Below are 15,050 nucleotides of genomic sequence, written 5' to 3'. Positions count from 1 at the left end.
GCTTTCTCATTCGTAGGTGTAGAAGCCCGAGGTGGATTTCCGGCCCAGCCGGCCTTCGCCGACCATGGACCGCAACAGTTCGCAACTTTCGAATCGCGGATCGCCGGTGGCCTCGCGCAACCGGTCCAGGGTGTCGACGACCGTGTCGAGCCCGATCAGATCGGCCGTCTGCAACGGACCCATCCGGTGTCCGAAGCAGTCCCGGAACACCTGGTCGACGATCTTCGGCGGCACTCCGTGTTCGGCGACGACACGAGCGGCCTCGTTGAGGAACAGATGCGAGATCCGATTGCTGACGAAGCCGGGAAAGTCCCCGACGACGATCGTCTTCTTGCGCAGCAGCCGGGCGAGCGTCTCCACTCTCCCGAGAGTCCGCTCCGAGGCCGCAGCGGGGCGCATCACCTCGACGGCGGACGTCAGGTACGGAGGATTCATGAAGTGCATGCCGATCACGTGTTCGGCGCGCACGGTCTCGGACGCGAGTTCGCTGATCGGAATGCTGGAGGTGTTCACCGCGACGACGGCGTCCTCGGGGAGGACGGCGTCGAGCGCGCGGTGCGCCTCGCGCTTGGCCTGCCACCGCTCGGTGACGTTCTCGACGACGAACCGGCACGACGCCAGTTCGGCTGGGTCGGCCGTGGCGGTCACCGCCGCCACGGCGGACGCAGGGCCGGTGGGGAAACCGGGGCGAAGCATCGGGGCGAACCGGATGACTTTGACCAGGTTCGTGGCCGCGGCGGCGAGTCGAGCGGAATCGTTGTCGACAAGGACCACGCGGAACCCGTTGAGCGCCAGATCGGCGGCCACGCCGAGGCCGATCTCCCCTGCGCCGACGACGCCGACCGGGCCGAAGGCATCGGGGGTCTCCTCGACGGAGACCTCGTCCGCCCGTTCCTCGGCCGCAGGTGAGACATCCATGGCGCCGGTCCAGGGTGCGTCCGCCATCAGGCCCACACCCGCCCGCCCGCGGCCGTGGCGATGGAACGCCTCCGCTCCGCGCGGTCGAGCCCTTTGGCCGTCAGCAGGTCGTTCAGTACGCCGAGGCAGGCGAAGGCCGCCTCCACCCCTGCGGGCTCGGTTTCGAGCGAAGCCCTCCGCTCCTCCAGGAGCCGGAAATGACGCACCACGTCAGGCCCGTGGCGTCGCGCCGGCGTGCTGACGGCAACCCGCAGGCAGGAGTCGAGCACGCGCGGCGCGTCGTCCGGCCGCAGGACGAGTTCGGCCCCGACGGCGTCGAAGCCAGCGTGATCATCGACCGGCCACGCTCGCAGCCGTCCACCGTCTCTGGCCGCGATGTAGCTCAGGACCCGGCCGGGACCCAGCTCCACAGCGGCTCCCACACCGTCGGCGAGCAGGCGGCTCTGCACGTCGTCCCAGCGCACCGGCCGGACGAGTTGCTCGGCGAGGAGCGCCGCGCCGGCGGCGCCACCGGGGTGCGGTCGAGCGTCGACGCCGGAGAGCACGGGGACCGCGGTCTCGGCGATCGTCACGCCGGCCAGCGTTTCCAGCAGTTCCTCGGCCGCCGGGCGCATCAACGGACTGTGGAACGGCCCGCTGACGCGAAGCGGGAACACCCGTGCGCCGCGCGCCTCGAACTCGGCGGCCGCGCGCTTCAGATCCGCGCCGCGGGCGGAGATCGCGACGTGGCGCGGCCCGTCGACGATGGCCGGATAGACCGCGAAACCGTCCTCGGTCCAGTGCCGGCAGACCCGTTCCACTCTGTCCGCGTCCAGATCGAGGACCCACATCATCCCGCCGTCCAGCCCCGCGGCGGCCCTGCTGATCGCCTCGCCCCGGAGCCGGACCAGCCGCACCGCCTCGGCCAGCGGCAGCGCGCCGGCACAGCACAGGGCGGTGTACTCGCCCAGGCTGTGCCCGGCCAGGTGGGTGGCAGGGAGGCCGATCTCCTCGCGGAACACCCGGTACAGAGCGACCCCCATCGCCAGGAGGGCGAGCTGCGATTCCACCTGCCGGTTCAGGCGGTCGCCGGCCGCCGGGTTCTCGCACAGTTCGGCCAGGTCGAGACCGAGCCCGTCCGATGCCTCACTCAGCGTCTCCCGAAAAGTGCCGTACTGCCGGGACCATTTGGCCGCCATTCCGGGATATTGGGAACCCACTCCAGGAAAAAGAAATGCCAGCCTCGGCCGCGGAATCGGCATTCCTCACCTCCGTGATGAGCTCGTTCGGTCGATTGCCGAGACGGGAGTCAACCACGCCTCATCCCCTCGTTCAACCGGCGATCTCAGCAGTTGAACAAGGGGAGAATGTCATCGAGCGGCCACGTGACCTGGGACGTCGCCCACCGGAGGGGCCCGCACTGACCAGCCGCGTGAGCGCGGAAACCGCGCCGGAGAAGTCCATTGATGACAGAACTCGCCATCCTGTACGGTGCGCCCACTGCGATTTCCACCGGCCCGCACCCGTAACAGCGAACTTCTGCGACAGGGCTTCATCATCAGGTCGAGGAGAAAGAGAACAATCATCGTGACCGCCGCACCAGAAAACCCGGCCTGGGCGCTCCCGTTCGCTGGAACCCCCGATGGACTCAAAGACCTCCGAACCCTGTGCGAACTCGCTCTGGACGTGATGTCAGAGGTGCTGCGTGACCGCACGGGCCCCGGTCCTGCCGGTGGCCACCACGGTGTGGTCGCGTCGGCTCAGGCCCTGATGTCCGGACCGCTCCTCCCGGAACACGGTGGAACGCCCTGCGATGTCCTCACCGACGCCACCCGCGCCTTCGCCGCCGGATCGGTCGATCTCACCCACCCGGCGGCTCTGGCCCGCATGCAGCCTCCCTCGCTGGCCGTCGCGGCAGCGGCCGAGCTTGTCGTGGCCACTCTGAACCAGTCCCTGCACGCCTGGGAGAGCGGCCCGTTCGCGCTCGAGATCGAGCGCTTCGTCACCGCCGAACTGGCCACCCTCATCGGCTACGGCCCCGGCGCCGGCGGCACCCTCACCTCGGGCGGCAGCGTCTCCAACCTGATGGCGATGACCATGGCCCGGGACTCGGTCCTGGCTCGCCGGCTGAGCCATCGCGCCGGCCGGGAAGGGCTGGTCGGTCTCCATCGCCGCCCGGTCGTGCTCGCGCAGGAAGCCATCCACTTCTCGATCGGCCGGGCGCTGCGGATCCTCGGAATCGGCGAGGACCAGCTGATCCCGGTCGCCGTCGACGCCGACGGCCGCACCAGCGCGGCGGACGCCCGCCGGGTGCTGTCCGGCCTGCCCGACACGGATCTGCCCGTGGCGCTGGTCGCCCTGGCCGGTTCGACCGACCTCGGCGTGATCGACCCGCTCGGCGAGCTGGCGGAGGTGGCGCGCGAACACGATCTCTGGCTGCACGCCGACGCCGCCTACGGAGCGGGCGCGTTGTTCTCCGAGCGGCTGCGCCCCATGCTGGACGGCCTCTCGGAGGCCGACTCGGTCGCCCTCGACCTGCACAAGTTCGGGTGGCTGCCCAGCTCCTCGGCGATGCTGCTGGTCAAGTCCCGCGATGACCTGCGGGGTTCCTTCGGCCTGGCGACCACGACCTGCCTGACCTCTGCCGACGACACGGAGCAGGGCTATCACGGCCTTCAGGGCGAGTCGCTGCAGACGACACGCCGCGCGGACGCTTTCAAGATCCTCGTTGCGCTCCGCTGCCTCGGCCGGGAGCGCCTGAGCGCCATGGTCGACGCCTGCCATGACCTGGCCGTCCACGCGGCGGAACGGATCCGCGGCGAACCTCGCCTGGAGCTTGTCGCTCAGCCTCCGCTCGGCGCGGTCCTCTTCCGGTATCTCACCGACGATCCCGGCAAGGCCGATGAGGTCAACGGGGCCGCGCGGCGCGAGCTGATGGCCACCGGGCGTCTCCTGCTGGCCCGCACGCACCTGGTGGACGCCGCAGGCGCCCAGCGGGTCCATCTCAAGCTGCTGTTCCTGAACCCGGAGACGCCCTCCGAGCAGGTCGACGAGGTCATCGCGATGTTCCTGACGACCGCCCGGAGGATCGAAGCGGAGGGCTGACCCGATGAAGCACGAGGCAGAGACCCCGGCTCTGCGGATCTCCGAGCCCGTGGACGAGGTACGCGAGTCGATGCGCCGCCTGCCCGCCGTCTTCGCCCTCCCCCTGACCCTGCTCACCGGCAAGCCCCACGCCGGGCAACGACCGGTTCGCTTCACCGCGACCGGCCACCTGGTCAACGCGATCTGCTCGACCGCTGCCGGGCTCGCGATCTCCTGCCTGGCGTTGGCGTCCGGTGGCCTGGCCCTGGTCGCGCTGCCGGCGGGGTGGGCGGTCACGTTGCACGGCCTCCGCAATCTGCGCATGATGATCTACCATCAGTGCGCGCATCGGAACATGTGGCGCCGGCGGCGCCTCGACGACCTGCTCGGGCGCGTCATCGCCGCCCTGCTGATCGTCCAGCGCTTCGATGACTACCGTGCCGAGCACGTGGCCGACCACCACGCGCTGCACCACATGACGGTCCGGGATCCCACGGTCCGCGCCTTCCTGATCGGGCTGGAGCTCCGGCCGGGGATGTCCCGCCGGGAGATGTGGTCCCGCGTGCTCCGCCTGCTGGCCTCTCCCGTGTTCCACGTCAGGTTCCTGACGTCACGGATCCGCTCGCTCGTGAAGGGAATGGAACGCACGGAGCGCGTCTGGACGTTCGCCGGCTATGCGACCGCGGCCGGCCTGGCGACCTGGTTGCGGCTGTGGCCGTTCCTTCTGATCGCCTGGGTCGTACCGGTGACCGCTCTGTTCCAGGTGAGCAACACCCTGCGGCTATGCGTCAAGCACACGTTCCCTGCTCCCGGTCAGGCCGGCCGTCGCGGCCGGGCCTACTTCCACGGCCTGACGAACGCGATCTTCATCGGCGAGCCTGCCCCTGATCCCCGCCTGCCGGGCGGTCGCCGGGCGCTGGCCTGGCTGCGCTGGTCCGCCCGCCTGGCGTTCGTCCACTTCCCCGCCCGCTATCTGGTGCTGACCGGCGACACCGTCTGCCACGACTTCCACCACCGGCACCCGATGGATCGGCGCTGGGCGGAGTACATCTTCGAACGGGAGGCCCGGCTCGCTTCGCCGGCGCCCGGCGATCCGCCCTACCGGCACGTCTGGGGTCTGGTCCCCGCGATCGACGTCGTCTTCGACTCGCTGCGCGCGGCCGATCCACGAGCGTACTCACGAGAGCTGGCCCTGGTCGAGCACCACGACGTCTTCGCCGCTTTCGACGACTGACCCGACGACGAACCCCCAGGAGACTTCATGACCGCCGACACCGGAGAGCGCCTGATCATCCTCGGCGTGTCCGAAAGCGACGCCCACGCCGTGGCGAACCAGTTGATCGCGATGCACCTGCGCGAGCAGGGCTTCACCGTGATCAACCTGGGCGTGTGCACCCCGCTGAGCGACTTCGCCGCCGCCTGCGACCAGCACCCGCACGCGGAAGCCGTGCTCATCGGCAGCCTCAATGGACATGCCTATCAGGATCTCGCCGAACTGCCGGCGCTGCGGGCGGCAGGGCGCCTGCGCTGCCCGGTGATAGTCGGCGGCAACGTTTCGGTCGGTCAGGACACCACGAGCGAGCAACGAGGGCGGCTCCTGGCCCTCGGCGTCGATCATCTGCTGGCCGACGCCTCGCGGATCGTGCCTCTCCTGGACATGCTGCGCTCGGCGCGGAACACCCATGCCACCCCGGCCCATGACGCGCGAATCCGCTAGCCCGCTGGACGATCTCATGCTCTCCTCGCGTCTCAAGGCCACGCTGCCGCGGTGGGAGCAGATCATGGAAGGGCTCCGCGAACCCGGCCCGCACATCGTCGACGTCCTGCGCATGGCGGACGCCACCGGACGCCCGGCGGTCCAGCCCCGCTGCGGCGTCGGTGACCATCGGGAGATGCTGCGGCTGCTCGAAGAGCTCGGCACCACCGGAGCCGACGTCCTCACCGTCACCGTCGATTCGCACACCCGGCTCGGGCAGTACGCCACCGCGCAACGCCTGTTACGTGACTCCCCCGACGACCTGAACGGCTATCCGCTGGTCACGCACGGCTGGCGGCGTGGGCGCGAGCTCCGCGGCCGTGTCCCGCACCCCCTTCAGGTACGGCACGGCTCGCCGGATGCCCGCGACTTGTTCGCCATCGCCCTGGCCTCCGGCGTCACGGCGTTCGAGGGTGGCGGGATCGGCTACAACCTGCCCTACTCCAAGGACGTTCCGCTCAAGACGACGCTCGGATCCTGGCAGCGGATCGACGCGGTATGCGGCGCCCTTGCCAAGGACGGCGTGCTCGTCGACCGGGAACTGTTCGGGACGCTCAGCGCCGTCCTCATGCCGCCCTCGATCAGCTTGGCGATCACCCTGCTGGAGGCGGCCGCCGCGGCGCGCGAGGGCGTCAGATGCGTGTCGCCCGCCTACCCGCAGTCCGGGGAGATGCACCAGGACATCGCCGCGCTGCGCGCCATCAGGATGCTGGGGCGGCGCTATCTCGGGACGGACGTCGAAGTCTTCCCGGTCCTGCACGAGTTCATGGGGCCCTTTCCCCGCACCCCGCAGTACGCGAACTTTCTGATCATGTACGGCGGCCTGACCGCCCGGCTGGGCAGGGCGAGCAAGGTGGTCAGCAAGACGGCCAAGGAGAGCTACGGGATCCCGGATGCCGCCGCCAACGCCGAAGGCATCCTCAACACGATCCTGGGGACCAGCGACCTGCTCGACTTCGTCCGGGTGGACGAGGATCGGGTAGCCGAAGAGGAGTCCTGGATCCTGCAGGAGGTCGGCGAGCTCGTTGAGCCGCTGTTCTCCGGCGAGGACCTGCTCGGCGGCGTGGTGGAGGCGTTCCAGACCGGGCGGCTCGACATCCCGTTCAGCGCCAGCGTCCACGCGCACTCGGACGTGGTGCCGGCCCGAGACCGCGGCGGCGCGGTCCGCTACGCCGACCCCGGGGCGCTGCCGTTCTCGAGCGCCACCCGCTCGCGGCACGCCCGGCAGCTCTCCGCCCGGACGGGGGCCGCCCGTCGTACCACGAGCCTGATCGAACGGATCACCCGGGACATCAACTACTTCCTCGACAAGGAGCGGACTGTTTTGCCCGCAATCGACGAAAGGCCACTGCCGTGACGACCTCCGGATCGCCCGATCCCGCCTTCGGGGCGGTTGTCACCGCCGCCGACCGGCGCTACCTGGTCCAGTCCTGGTCGACGCAGGGAAACGTCGACGCCATTCCGGTCGACAGGGCCGAGGGCCGCTATTTCTGGGACTACGAGGGCAATCGCTACCTCGACTTCTCCTCGCAGTTCGTCAACCTCAACATCGGACACCAGCACCCGAAGGTCGTCGAGGCGATCCAGGCTCAGGCCGGCCGGCTCTGCATGCTGGCCTCGACGCTGGCCAACCATCAACGCAACGATGCCGCCCGGCTCATCACCGAGTTGGCGCCGGGTGAGCTGAACCGGGTGTTCTTCACCAACGGCGGTGCGGAGGCCAACGAGAACGCCGTACGAATGGCGCGCCTGCACACCGGCCGTCCCAAGGTCCTCGCGGCCTACCGCTCCTACCATGGCGGGACCAGCACGGCGATCGCCCTCACCGGAGATCCGCGCAGGTGGCCGAACCAGCACGCCGGGCACGCAGACGCCAATGTCGTCCACTATTTCGGGCCCTACCTGTACCGGTCCAGTTTCAACGCGCGGACGGACGCCGAGGAGTGCGAGCGCGCACTCGCGCATCTGGCGGAGGTCATCGAATTCGAAGGGCCCTCCACCATCGCCGCGATCATTCTGGAGCCGGTCGTCGGGACCGCCGGAATCCTGGTGCCGCCCTCCGGTTACCTGGCCGGGGTCAGGAGGCTGTGCGACCGGCACGGCATTCTGCTCATCGCCGACGAGGTCATGACCGGCTTCGGCCGCACCGGCGCATGGTTCGCGGTGGACCATTGGGGGATAGAGCCGGACCTGCTCACCTTCGCGAAGGGCGTGAACTCCGGCTACGTGCCGCTGGGCGGGGTCGTCGTCTCGGACGCGGTCTACGACACGTTCAGGACCCGCCCCTTTCCGGGCGGCCTGACCTACTCCGGCCATCCACTGGCCTGCGCCGCGGCGGTCGCCACGATCACCGCGATGAAGGAGGAGGGCATCATCGATCACGCCGCCTGGCTCGGCGAGGCCGTGATCGGCCCGGAGCTGCGCCGGCTCGCCGAGCGCCATCCGTCGGTCGGCGAGGTCCGCGGGCTCGGCGTCTTCTGGGCGCTGGAGCTGGTGTGCGACCGGGACACCCGTCAGATGCTCGTGCCTTACGCCTCGTCAGGAGCCGCGGCCGCGCCCATGGCCGCGGTGATCGCGGACTGCCACCGGCTCGGGCTGTGGCCGGCCACGAACCACAACCGGATCCACGTGGTGCCACCGTGCAACACGACCGAGGCCGAAGCCTTGGAGGGACTGGCGAAACTCGACGAGGCACTCGCGGTCGCGGATCGTTACGCCGAAGGCGCGTGATCCCCACGGTCCGCGACGGCGCCGATCAGGTCCGCGCCGTCGCGGACCCGCAGGGTGGCGGCTCGGCCGACGATCGCCACCGCGGCTCGATACGGTGCCGGCAAGGGAGCGTCGATCAGTGAAAAGGAGTCCGGCCTCCCGAGCACGGCGGGAAGGGCGAGCACCCTGGGCGATGTGCGCGAGCCCGTCACCTCCACGTGGGCCGGGTGCACCGCCAGCCCCTTGCCCACCGCTTTAAGGATGGCCTCCTTCCTGGTCCACCGGACCACGAAGTCGGCGTAGCCGCCGCCTCGCGCGCGAAAGTCCCTGAGCTCGAACTCGGACAGGGACGACTCGAGGTGGGGGCCGACGGATTCGCGAGCCGAGGCGTCCTCGACGTCGACGCCGACGGCGCCCCGCGACGTCACGGCCAGGACGGCCAGGTCTCCGGTGTGGGAGATCGAGACATCCACCTCCGATTCGACCGGATCCACCAGCTTCGGCTTGCCGTGATCGCCTCCGCAATACCGGCACGTACGGTCGAAGGCGACATCCGAGGGAGCACAACCCCACCGCTCGGCCAGCACGAGCCGGGCCAGCGCCCATGCGGCGAGGAATCGACGGCGGTCGCCCGCTCCACGCAGTCGCCCTCGACGCAGCAGTTCCCGCTCGTCCAACAGCGCCACCAGCTCTTCCGGCACGGTCGCGGCGCGGACGTACCAGACCTCGCAGTCGACCTCAGGCATCGGGGGCTGCTTCCCTGGGCTCGACGGCGCCGAGGAGCACCACGAGTTCGCTCCCGATCCGCCCATCGATCACCGCGTGATCCGGGCGACGTACTCGACCAGCAGCGGGTCGGTGAGCAGGTCCGATCCTGTCGCCGCAGCCGGCCACGGCACGAACTCCCGCTCGGGACCTCCGCCGGCGACATGGTTCGGCGGTGAGATCTCGATGGTGCGGCAGCGCAAGCCGGTGGAGGTGTCCGCGCTCGCCGACATGAGGAGAAAGCCGAGCCAGGCCCGGTAGCGGTCAGACAGGTCCGCCATGAACACCTCAGCCTCGTCCCGCTCCAGTTCGAGGTGGTCGGCCAGGGCCGCCAGGCCGGCGTCGAGACGGGTCATGGCCGCGGCCTGGACCGTGTCGGCGGGCGCGGCCCCCAGGGGGAGGACGAAGCCGTCGCCGTCGCCGACCTTCGCGAGCATCACGTCGAACTCCGCCTGCACATCGCCCGCGCCGGGGAAGCCGGGAGCGAGCAGCACACAGCGTCGAACGTCCGCGCCGAGCTCCGCCAGCTCGGAGACGATCGCCGTGGTGAGGGCCGCGCCGCCGCAGTATCCGACCACGTGGAAAACGCCGGAGCCGGCGGCGGACAGGGAGGCGCACAGGGTGGCGGCGTAGTCCTCGGCGAGGGCCGGGATGCCGGGCAGCGAACGGTTCGGCGAGTCGGCCATGCCGGAGACCGGATCGAGGCGGTAGACGCCCACGTCCGCCGTACCGGCTGCCAGATCGCCCGCCAGGGTGCCGCCGCCCTCCACGCCGAGGAACTCGACCACCAGGAGTGCCTGCCCGCCGTCGGGCGCGGGTCGCAGGCACTGAATGTGCAGCCCCGAGGCAGTGCTGAGCTTGGCGAACGGGGTCATCGGCTCAGGCCTCGCAACGCTGTGCGAGCATCGCCGCGGTGGGCGCCTCGAACAGGTCCTGAAGCCCGATCCGCGCGCCGAGCAGTGTCCTGACCCGGCCGACCAGGCGCGCGGCGTTGAGCGAATTGCCGCCCAGGGAGAAGAAGTCGTCGTCCATGCCCACCTGGTCGGCCCCGAGTATCTCGGCGAACAGGCCGCGCACCGCCTTCTCGGCGCCCGATCGCGGTTCCCGCCCAGGGTCGCCCTCCGCCCCTTCCGTCTCCGGCACTGACGTGGGCAGGGCCTGACGATCCACCTTGCCGTTCGACGTCAGTGGCAGCCGATCGGCGAACGCGAACACGTCGGGCACCAGGTGCCGGGGCAGGATCGCGCCGAGCGCCCGCGACAATACGGCGGGTGGCACGGGGTCACCGACCAGGTACGCCACGAGGCGCCGGTTTCCCCGGGAGCCGGAGCGGGCCACGACGGCTGCCTGGCGCACCCCCGGAAGTCGCTCCAGCGCCGCCTCGACCTCACCCGGCTCCACCCGGAAGCCGCGGATCTTCACCTGGTCGTCCACCCGCCCGACGTACTCCACCACGCCCGCCGCGGTCCACCGTGCCAGGTCCCCGGTCCGGTACATCCGGCTCCCATCGGCTGCGAAGGGGTCGGGGACGAAGCGCTCCGCGGTCAGCTTCGGCCGGTTCAGGTAGCCGCGCGCGAGCTGGGCCCCCGCAGCGTACAACTCCCCCAGGACACCGATCGGGGCCGGGCGCAGAGCTTCGTCGAGCACGTACAACCGGACGTTCCACACCGGGCGTCCGATCGGCACCGCGCCCGCGCCGATCGGCTCCCCTGCGGCGATGCGGTGGAACGTGCAGGCGACGGTGACCTCGGTCGGCCCGTAGAGATTCGTCAGATCGACGCGGGGATGCGCCCGCCGCCACTCGGCCAGGGTGGCGCCATGCAGCGCCTCACCGCCGAGGACCAGGTCGCGGGTCGGCCATCGCGGGTCGTCCGGATCGCCGAGGAGAGGGAACTGGCTCGGCGTCAGCTCCAGGAACGTCGGGCGCTCGGCGGTGGGATCGGGCTCGTCGATCAACCAGGACGGGACGTCGACGAGCTCCACGGTCCCACCGGCTGTCAGCGGTGCCCAGAGCTGGGTGACCGCGCCGTCGAAGCCGAAGGAGAAGGTCACCGGTACCCGGCCGCGCATGCTCGGATACGTCTCAGCGGCCCACCGCAGGTAGTTGGCGAGAGCCGCATGCGAAACGACCACACCCTTCGGGCGACCTGTGGACCCCGAGGTGTAGATCACATAGGCCGCGCGATCCGGCGCTCGGCTGCCGCCGTCACCGGCTCCCGGGGCACGTACGCACACCGTGTCCGTCCCGACAATCCGTCCTGCCTCGTCGACGCGCACGACGGGGACGTCGTCCGGAACCGGGACGGCGCTGCCCGCCTCCAGCACCACGACGGCGGGCCGCGCGTCTTGGAGCATCCAGCGGATGTGCTCGGCCGGATACCCGGTATCGACGGGCACGTAGGCGGCTCCCGCCTTCCAGGCTCCCAGCATCGCGACGACAGCCCCGGCGACGCGCGGCAGCGCGATCGCCACCAGCGTCTCCGGTCCGGCACCGTGCCGTGTCAAGGCGTGCGCCAGTTCGTCGGCACGCGCACCGAATTCCGCGTAGGAGAGCACGACCTCGCCGCAGACCACGGCGGGATGCGCCCCGCCGGCTGTCACGGCCGACTCCACCAGGGCGAGGGCATCGCTCGCCGACGACTTCCTGGCGCCTTGGGCGACATCGCCCAGCACCTGCCCCAGCTCGGCCTCGTCCATGAGGTCGAGCGCTGACAATCTCCGATCGGGTGCTTCGACGGCTGACCGGAGCAGCCGTGCGAACCGGCGCAGCATCAGCTCGGCCGTCTCGCGGTCAAAGAGATCCGCGGAGTATTCGAGGGCCAGGCTCATCCCTGCCGGCTCCCGCCCGCCGTCCTGCCGCTCGGTGGCGATGAACGTCAGGTCGAAACGGCTGTAATCGAGGCCCGCCCGCAACGGCTCGCCGGACAAGCCCGGCAGCCTGAGCGGCGGCTCAGGCTCGGTCTCCAGCGCCAGCATGACCTGGAAGAGCGGGTTGCGCGCCGCGCTGCGCGGCGGGTTGACCGCCTCGACCAGCAGGTCGAACGGCAGCTCCTGGTGAGCGTAGGCCTCCAGATCGCTCGCGCGGATCCGGCTCAGGAGAGCGCGGAAGGTCGGGTCGCCTTCCGTCCGGGTCGGCAGGACCAGGGTGTTGACGAACAAGCCGATCACTTCATCGAACGCGCGCTCGGTCCGGCCGGCCACCGGGCACCCGATCGGGAGGGCGGTGCCGGATCCGAGCCTGGTGAGCAGCGCGCCCAAGGCCGCCTGCAGAACCATGAAGACGCTGGCGCGTTGTGCACGGGCCAGACCGATCAGCGCACGGTGCGACGACGGGCCGAGCTCGCCCTCGACCCTCCCGCCTCGCCCGCTCCCGCGGGTCGGCCGCGCCCGATCAGACGGCAGCGTCAGCTCGTCGGGCATCCCTTCCATGGCGCCACGCCAGTAGGCGAGATCGCGGGCATAACGGCTGTCAGGATCAGCGGGATCACCCAGCACGGACTCCTGCCACCGGACATAGTCCGAATAACCGGCGGGCGACGGCTTCCAGCCGGGCTCCGCGCCCCGGGACCGGGCCTCGTACGCCGTGGCGAGGTCGTCGGCGAACAGGCTCTTCGACCAGCCGTCGAAAACGATGTGGTGGACCACGACGAGCAGGACGTGGTCCCGCGGCGCGACACGCAGCAGGCGGTACCGGACCGGAACCTCCCTCTCGAGGTCGAAGCGGTGCGCCGCGGTCTCGTCGAACACGCGCTGGACGTCCTCCGCGCTCACCTGCTCGGCTGCCGGGCACGGCAGGCGGTCCGCCACATCCAGCGGCCGGCGTCGTGGGATTCCCTCCTCCGCGACGAACAGCGTCCGGAGGGATTCGTGACGGGCCACGACGTCGGCGAGCGCGGCACGGAGCGCGCCCGGGTCGAGCGGGCCCCTGAAACGCGCGCCGTAGGCGAGGTTGTAGCCGAGGTCCGCCTCGTTCAGGCGGTTCAGGTACCAGAGACGTTGCTGCGCGTAGGAAGGACGGGACGCGTGCCCGGCGTGATCGCCCGAGCCCCGCCGCGGGGCGGCTTCGCCGACGTCCCCGATCATGTCGCAGAGCTCGCCGACGGTCGCGGCCTCGAAGACGTGCCGGACCGAGACGTCGACGCCCAGCGACGCGCGAAGGTGGCCCACCAGGCGGGCCGCGTGCAGCGAGGTGCCGCCGAGCGCCATGAAATCGTCGCCGATCCCGACGCGGCCGGTCCCGAGCACCCTGGCCAGCAGGCCGCACACCGCTTCTTCGACGGCCGTCCGTGGGGCGCGATGTGAGGGGTCGTCGGGCGCGCGGCCGGCGTGGTCGTCCAGCGCGGTGGGGCTCGGATCCGGGAGTGCCTGGCGATCCACCTTGCCGTTCGGGGTCAGCGGCAGCCGATCGACGATCCGGAACGCCTCCGGCACCAGATGCCGCGGGAGCACGGCCAGCAGTCCTCGGACGAGCGCGGCGGTCCGCAGGCCCTCGCCCACCACGTAGGCCACGAGGTGCGGGATCCCCTCGGCGTCCGGCCGCGCCACCACCGCCGCCTGACGCACGCCGGGCAGGTGCTCCAGCGCGGCCTCGACCTCCCCCGGCTCCACCCGGAAGCCGCGGATCTTGACCTGCGCATCCGTCCGGCCGCGATATTCCAGAACGCCGTCGGCGTTCAGGACCGCCAGGTCCCCCGTACGGTACATCCGCCGTCCGTCGGCGGCGAACGGGTCCGCGACGAAGCGCTCCGCCGTCGGTTCCGGGCGGTTCAGGTACCCTCGCGCCACCTGGAGCCCGGACAGATAGAGCTCGCCGACCGTCCCGGAGGGGACCGCGCTCAGCCGTTCGTCCAGGATGTACGCGTCAACATCGGGGAAGGTCGCACCGATCGGCGCGATGCCGGTCCCTGTCCTGCCGACCGCCGAGGATGTGGCCCACACCGTCGCCTCGGTGGGCCCGTACAGGTTCGTCACCCGCCGGGCCCGGGCGGCGAGTTCCGCGCCGAGCGCGGCCGGAAGAGCCTCGCCGCCGACGAGAACGTCGAGGCCGTCGACCACGCCGGGACACTCCGCGAGGAGCTGGCGCCACAAGGTCGGGGTCCCCTGCATGATGGTGGCGCCGGACCCGGCCATCAGCTCGCCGAGAGCGGGCGGATAGAGGGCCTGGTCCGCGGTCGCGATGATCAGACGAGTGCCGCGCAGCAACGGCAGCAGATACTCCGGCACCGACATGTCGAAGCCGAAGGTCGTGGCCGACACCAGCCGGTCCGCCGGCTTGAGCGGGAAGAGTCCCTCCATGGCGGTGAGGAAGGCGGCCAGCGCCCCGTGAGTGATCATGACGCCCTTGGGGCGCCCGGTCGAGCCTGAGGTATAGATGACGTACGCGAGATCGTCCGGCGTCAGGGCGTCGAGAGCGCCGGCGACGCCCGTCGCGTCACCGTCGTCGAGGGCGAGTCCGGCCGCGTCGACGTGGACCGTCGGCAGTCCTGCCGCAACCGCCATCCGCGTGTCGGATCCCAGCACCACGACGGAGGGACGAGCGTCCTCGAGCATCCACGCGATTCGCTCGGACGGGTAGGCGGGGTCGATGGGCAGGTAGGCCGCCCCGGCCCGCCAAGCACCCAGCATCGCGGCCACCGCGCCGATCCCGCGCGGCACCGCGACGGCCACGATCGACTTCCGCCCGGCCCCACGGCGCGCCAGCGCGCCGGCCACCGCGGCAGCCCTGGCGTCCAGCTCCTGATGTGAGACGGACACCTGACCGCACACCACGGCCGCCTCCGGGCCGGAGCGAGCGACACGCGTCGCCAGCAGTGTGGCCGCCACGCTCCGGAGCGCCATC

General features: G+C 70.9%; 10 protein-coding genes. 5 read left to right on the top strand and 5 right to left on the bottom strand.

Annotated elements, in window-relative coordinates:
- Nucleotides 1-6 precede the first annotated feature (6 nt).
- Together AB0I15_RS21450 and AB0I15_RS21445 are read right to left on the bottom strand one after the other, a co-directional pair.
- Entirely contained in the window at nucleotides 7-945 is a 939-nt protein-coding gene (locus AB0I15_RS21450) for a 3-hydroxyacyl-CoA dehydrogenase family protein (RefSeq protein ID WP_358098010.1), read from the bottom strand.
- Nucleotides 945-2,159, bottom strand: coding sequence for an ACP S-malonyltransferase (locus AB0I15_RS21445; protein WP_358098007.1), 1,215 nt, complete (start codon nucleotides 2,157-2,159; stop codon nucleotides 945-947). The genes AB0I15_RS21450 and AB0I15_RS21445 overlap by 1 nt, the downstream gene beginning before the upstream one ends.
- 427 nt (nucleotides 2,160-2,586) lie before the next feature.
- Here AB0I15_RS21445 and AB0I15_RS21440 point away from each other — a divergent pair, with 427 nt between their 5' ends.
- The 5 genes from AB0I15_RS21440 to AB0I15_RS21420 are packed head-to-tail and all read left to right on the top strand — an operon-like array spanning nucleotide 2,587 to nucleotide 8,467.
- The gene (locus AB0I15_RS21440; RefSeq protein WP_358098004.1) at nucleotides 2,587-4,002 is read left to right on the top strand and encodes a pyridoxal-dependent decarboxylase; all 1,416 of its coding nucleotides are present in this window, start codon (nucleotides 2,587-2,589) and stop codon (nucleotides 4,000-4,002) included.
- Between the two features lie 4 nt (nucleotides 4,003-4,006).
- A complete protein-coding gene (locus tag AB0I15_RS21435) occupies nucleotides 4,007-5,215 on the top strand; it encodes a fatty acid desaturase (RefSeq protein ID WP_358098001.1) in 1,209 nt (402 codons plus the stop codon).
- A gap of 27 nt (nucleotides 5,216-5,242) precedes the next feature.
- Nucleotides 5,243-5,698 (top strand): cobalamin-dependent protein, encoded by a 456-nt coding sequence (locus AB0I15_RS21430; protein ID WP_358097998.1) that lies wholly within the window; start codon nucleotides 5,243-5,245, stop codon nucleotides 5,696-5,698.
- 16 nt (nucleotides 5,699-5,714) lie between these two features.
- Complete coding sequence (locus tag AB0I15_RS21425) at nucleotides 5,715-7,094, top strand: methylaspartate mutase (protein ID WP_358097996.1); 1,380 nt, start codon at nucleotides 5,715-5,717, stop codon at nucleotides 7,092-7,094.
- A complete protein-coding gene (locus AB0I15_RS21420) occupies nucleotides 7,091-8,467 on the top strand; it encodes an aspartate aminotransferase family protein (RefSeq protein ID WP_358097994.1) in 1,377 nt (458 codons plus the stop codon). The genes AB0I15_RS21425 and AB0I15_RS21420 overlap by 4 nt, the downstream gene beginning before the upstream one ends.
- Here AB0I15_RS21420 and AB0I15_RS21415 read toward each other — a convergent pair.
- The 3 genes from AB0I15_RS21415 to AB0I15_RS21405 form a co-directional block, all read right to left on the bottom strand.
- Nucleotides 8,449-9,192 (bottom strand): 4'-phosphopantetheinyl transferase superfamily protein, encoded by a 744-nt coding sequence (locus tag AB0I15_RS21415; protein WP_358097991.1) that lies wholly within the window; start codon nucleotides 9,190-9,192, stop codon nucleotides 8,449-8,451. The two genes, AB0I15_RS21420 and AB0I15_RS21415, sit on opposite strands and share 19 nt — an antisense overlap.
- Before the next feature lie 69 nt (nucleotides 9,193-9,261).
- The gene (locus tag AB0I15_RS21410; RefSeq protein WP_358097988.1) at nucleotides 9,262-10,086 is read right to left on the bottom strand and encodes a hypothetical protein; all 825 of its coding nucleotides are present in this window, start codon (nucleotides 10,084-10,086) and stop codon (nucleotides 9,262-9,264) included.
- Nucleotides 10,087-10,090: 4 nt separating this feature from the next.
- Nucleotides 10,091-15,049 (bottom strand): amino acid adenylation domain-containing protein, encoded by a 4,959-nt coding sequence (locus AB0I15_RS21405; RefSeq protein ID WP_358098432.1) that lies wholly within the window; start codon nucleotides 15,047-15,049, stop codon nucleotides 10,091-10,093.
- Nucleotide 15,050: the final 1 nt, after the last annotated feature.

Origin of the sequence: Nonomuraea sp. NPDC050643 (genome assembly GCF_040654715.1) — a bacterium.
Taxonomy (GTDB): domain Bacteria; phylum Actinomycetota; class Actinomycetes; order Streptosporangiales; family Streptosporangiaceae; genus Nonomuraea.
This window is presented reverse-complemented; position numbering and strand designations above follow the sequence as displayed.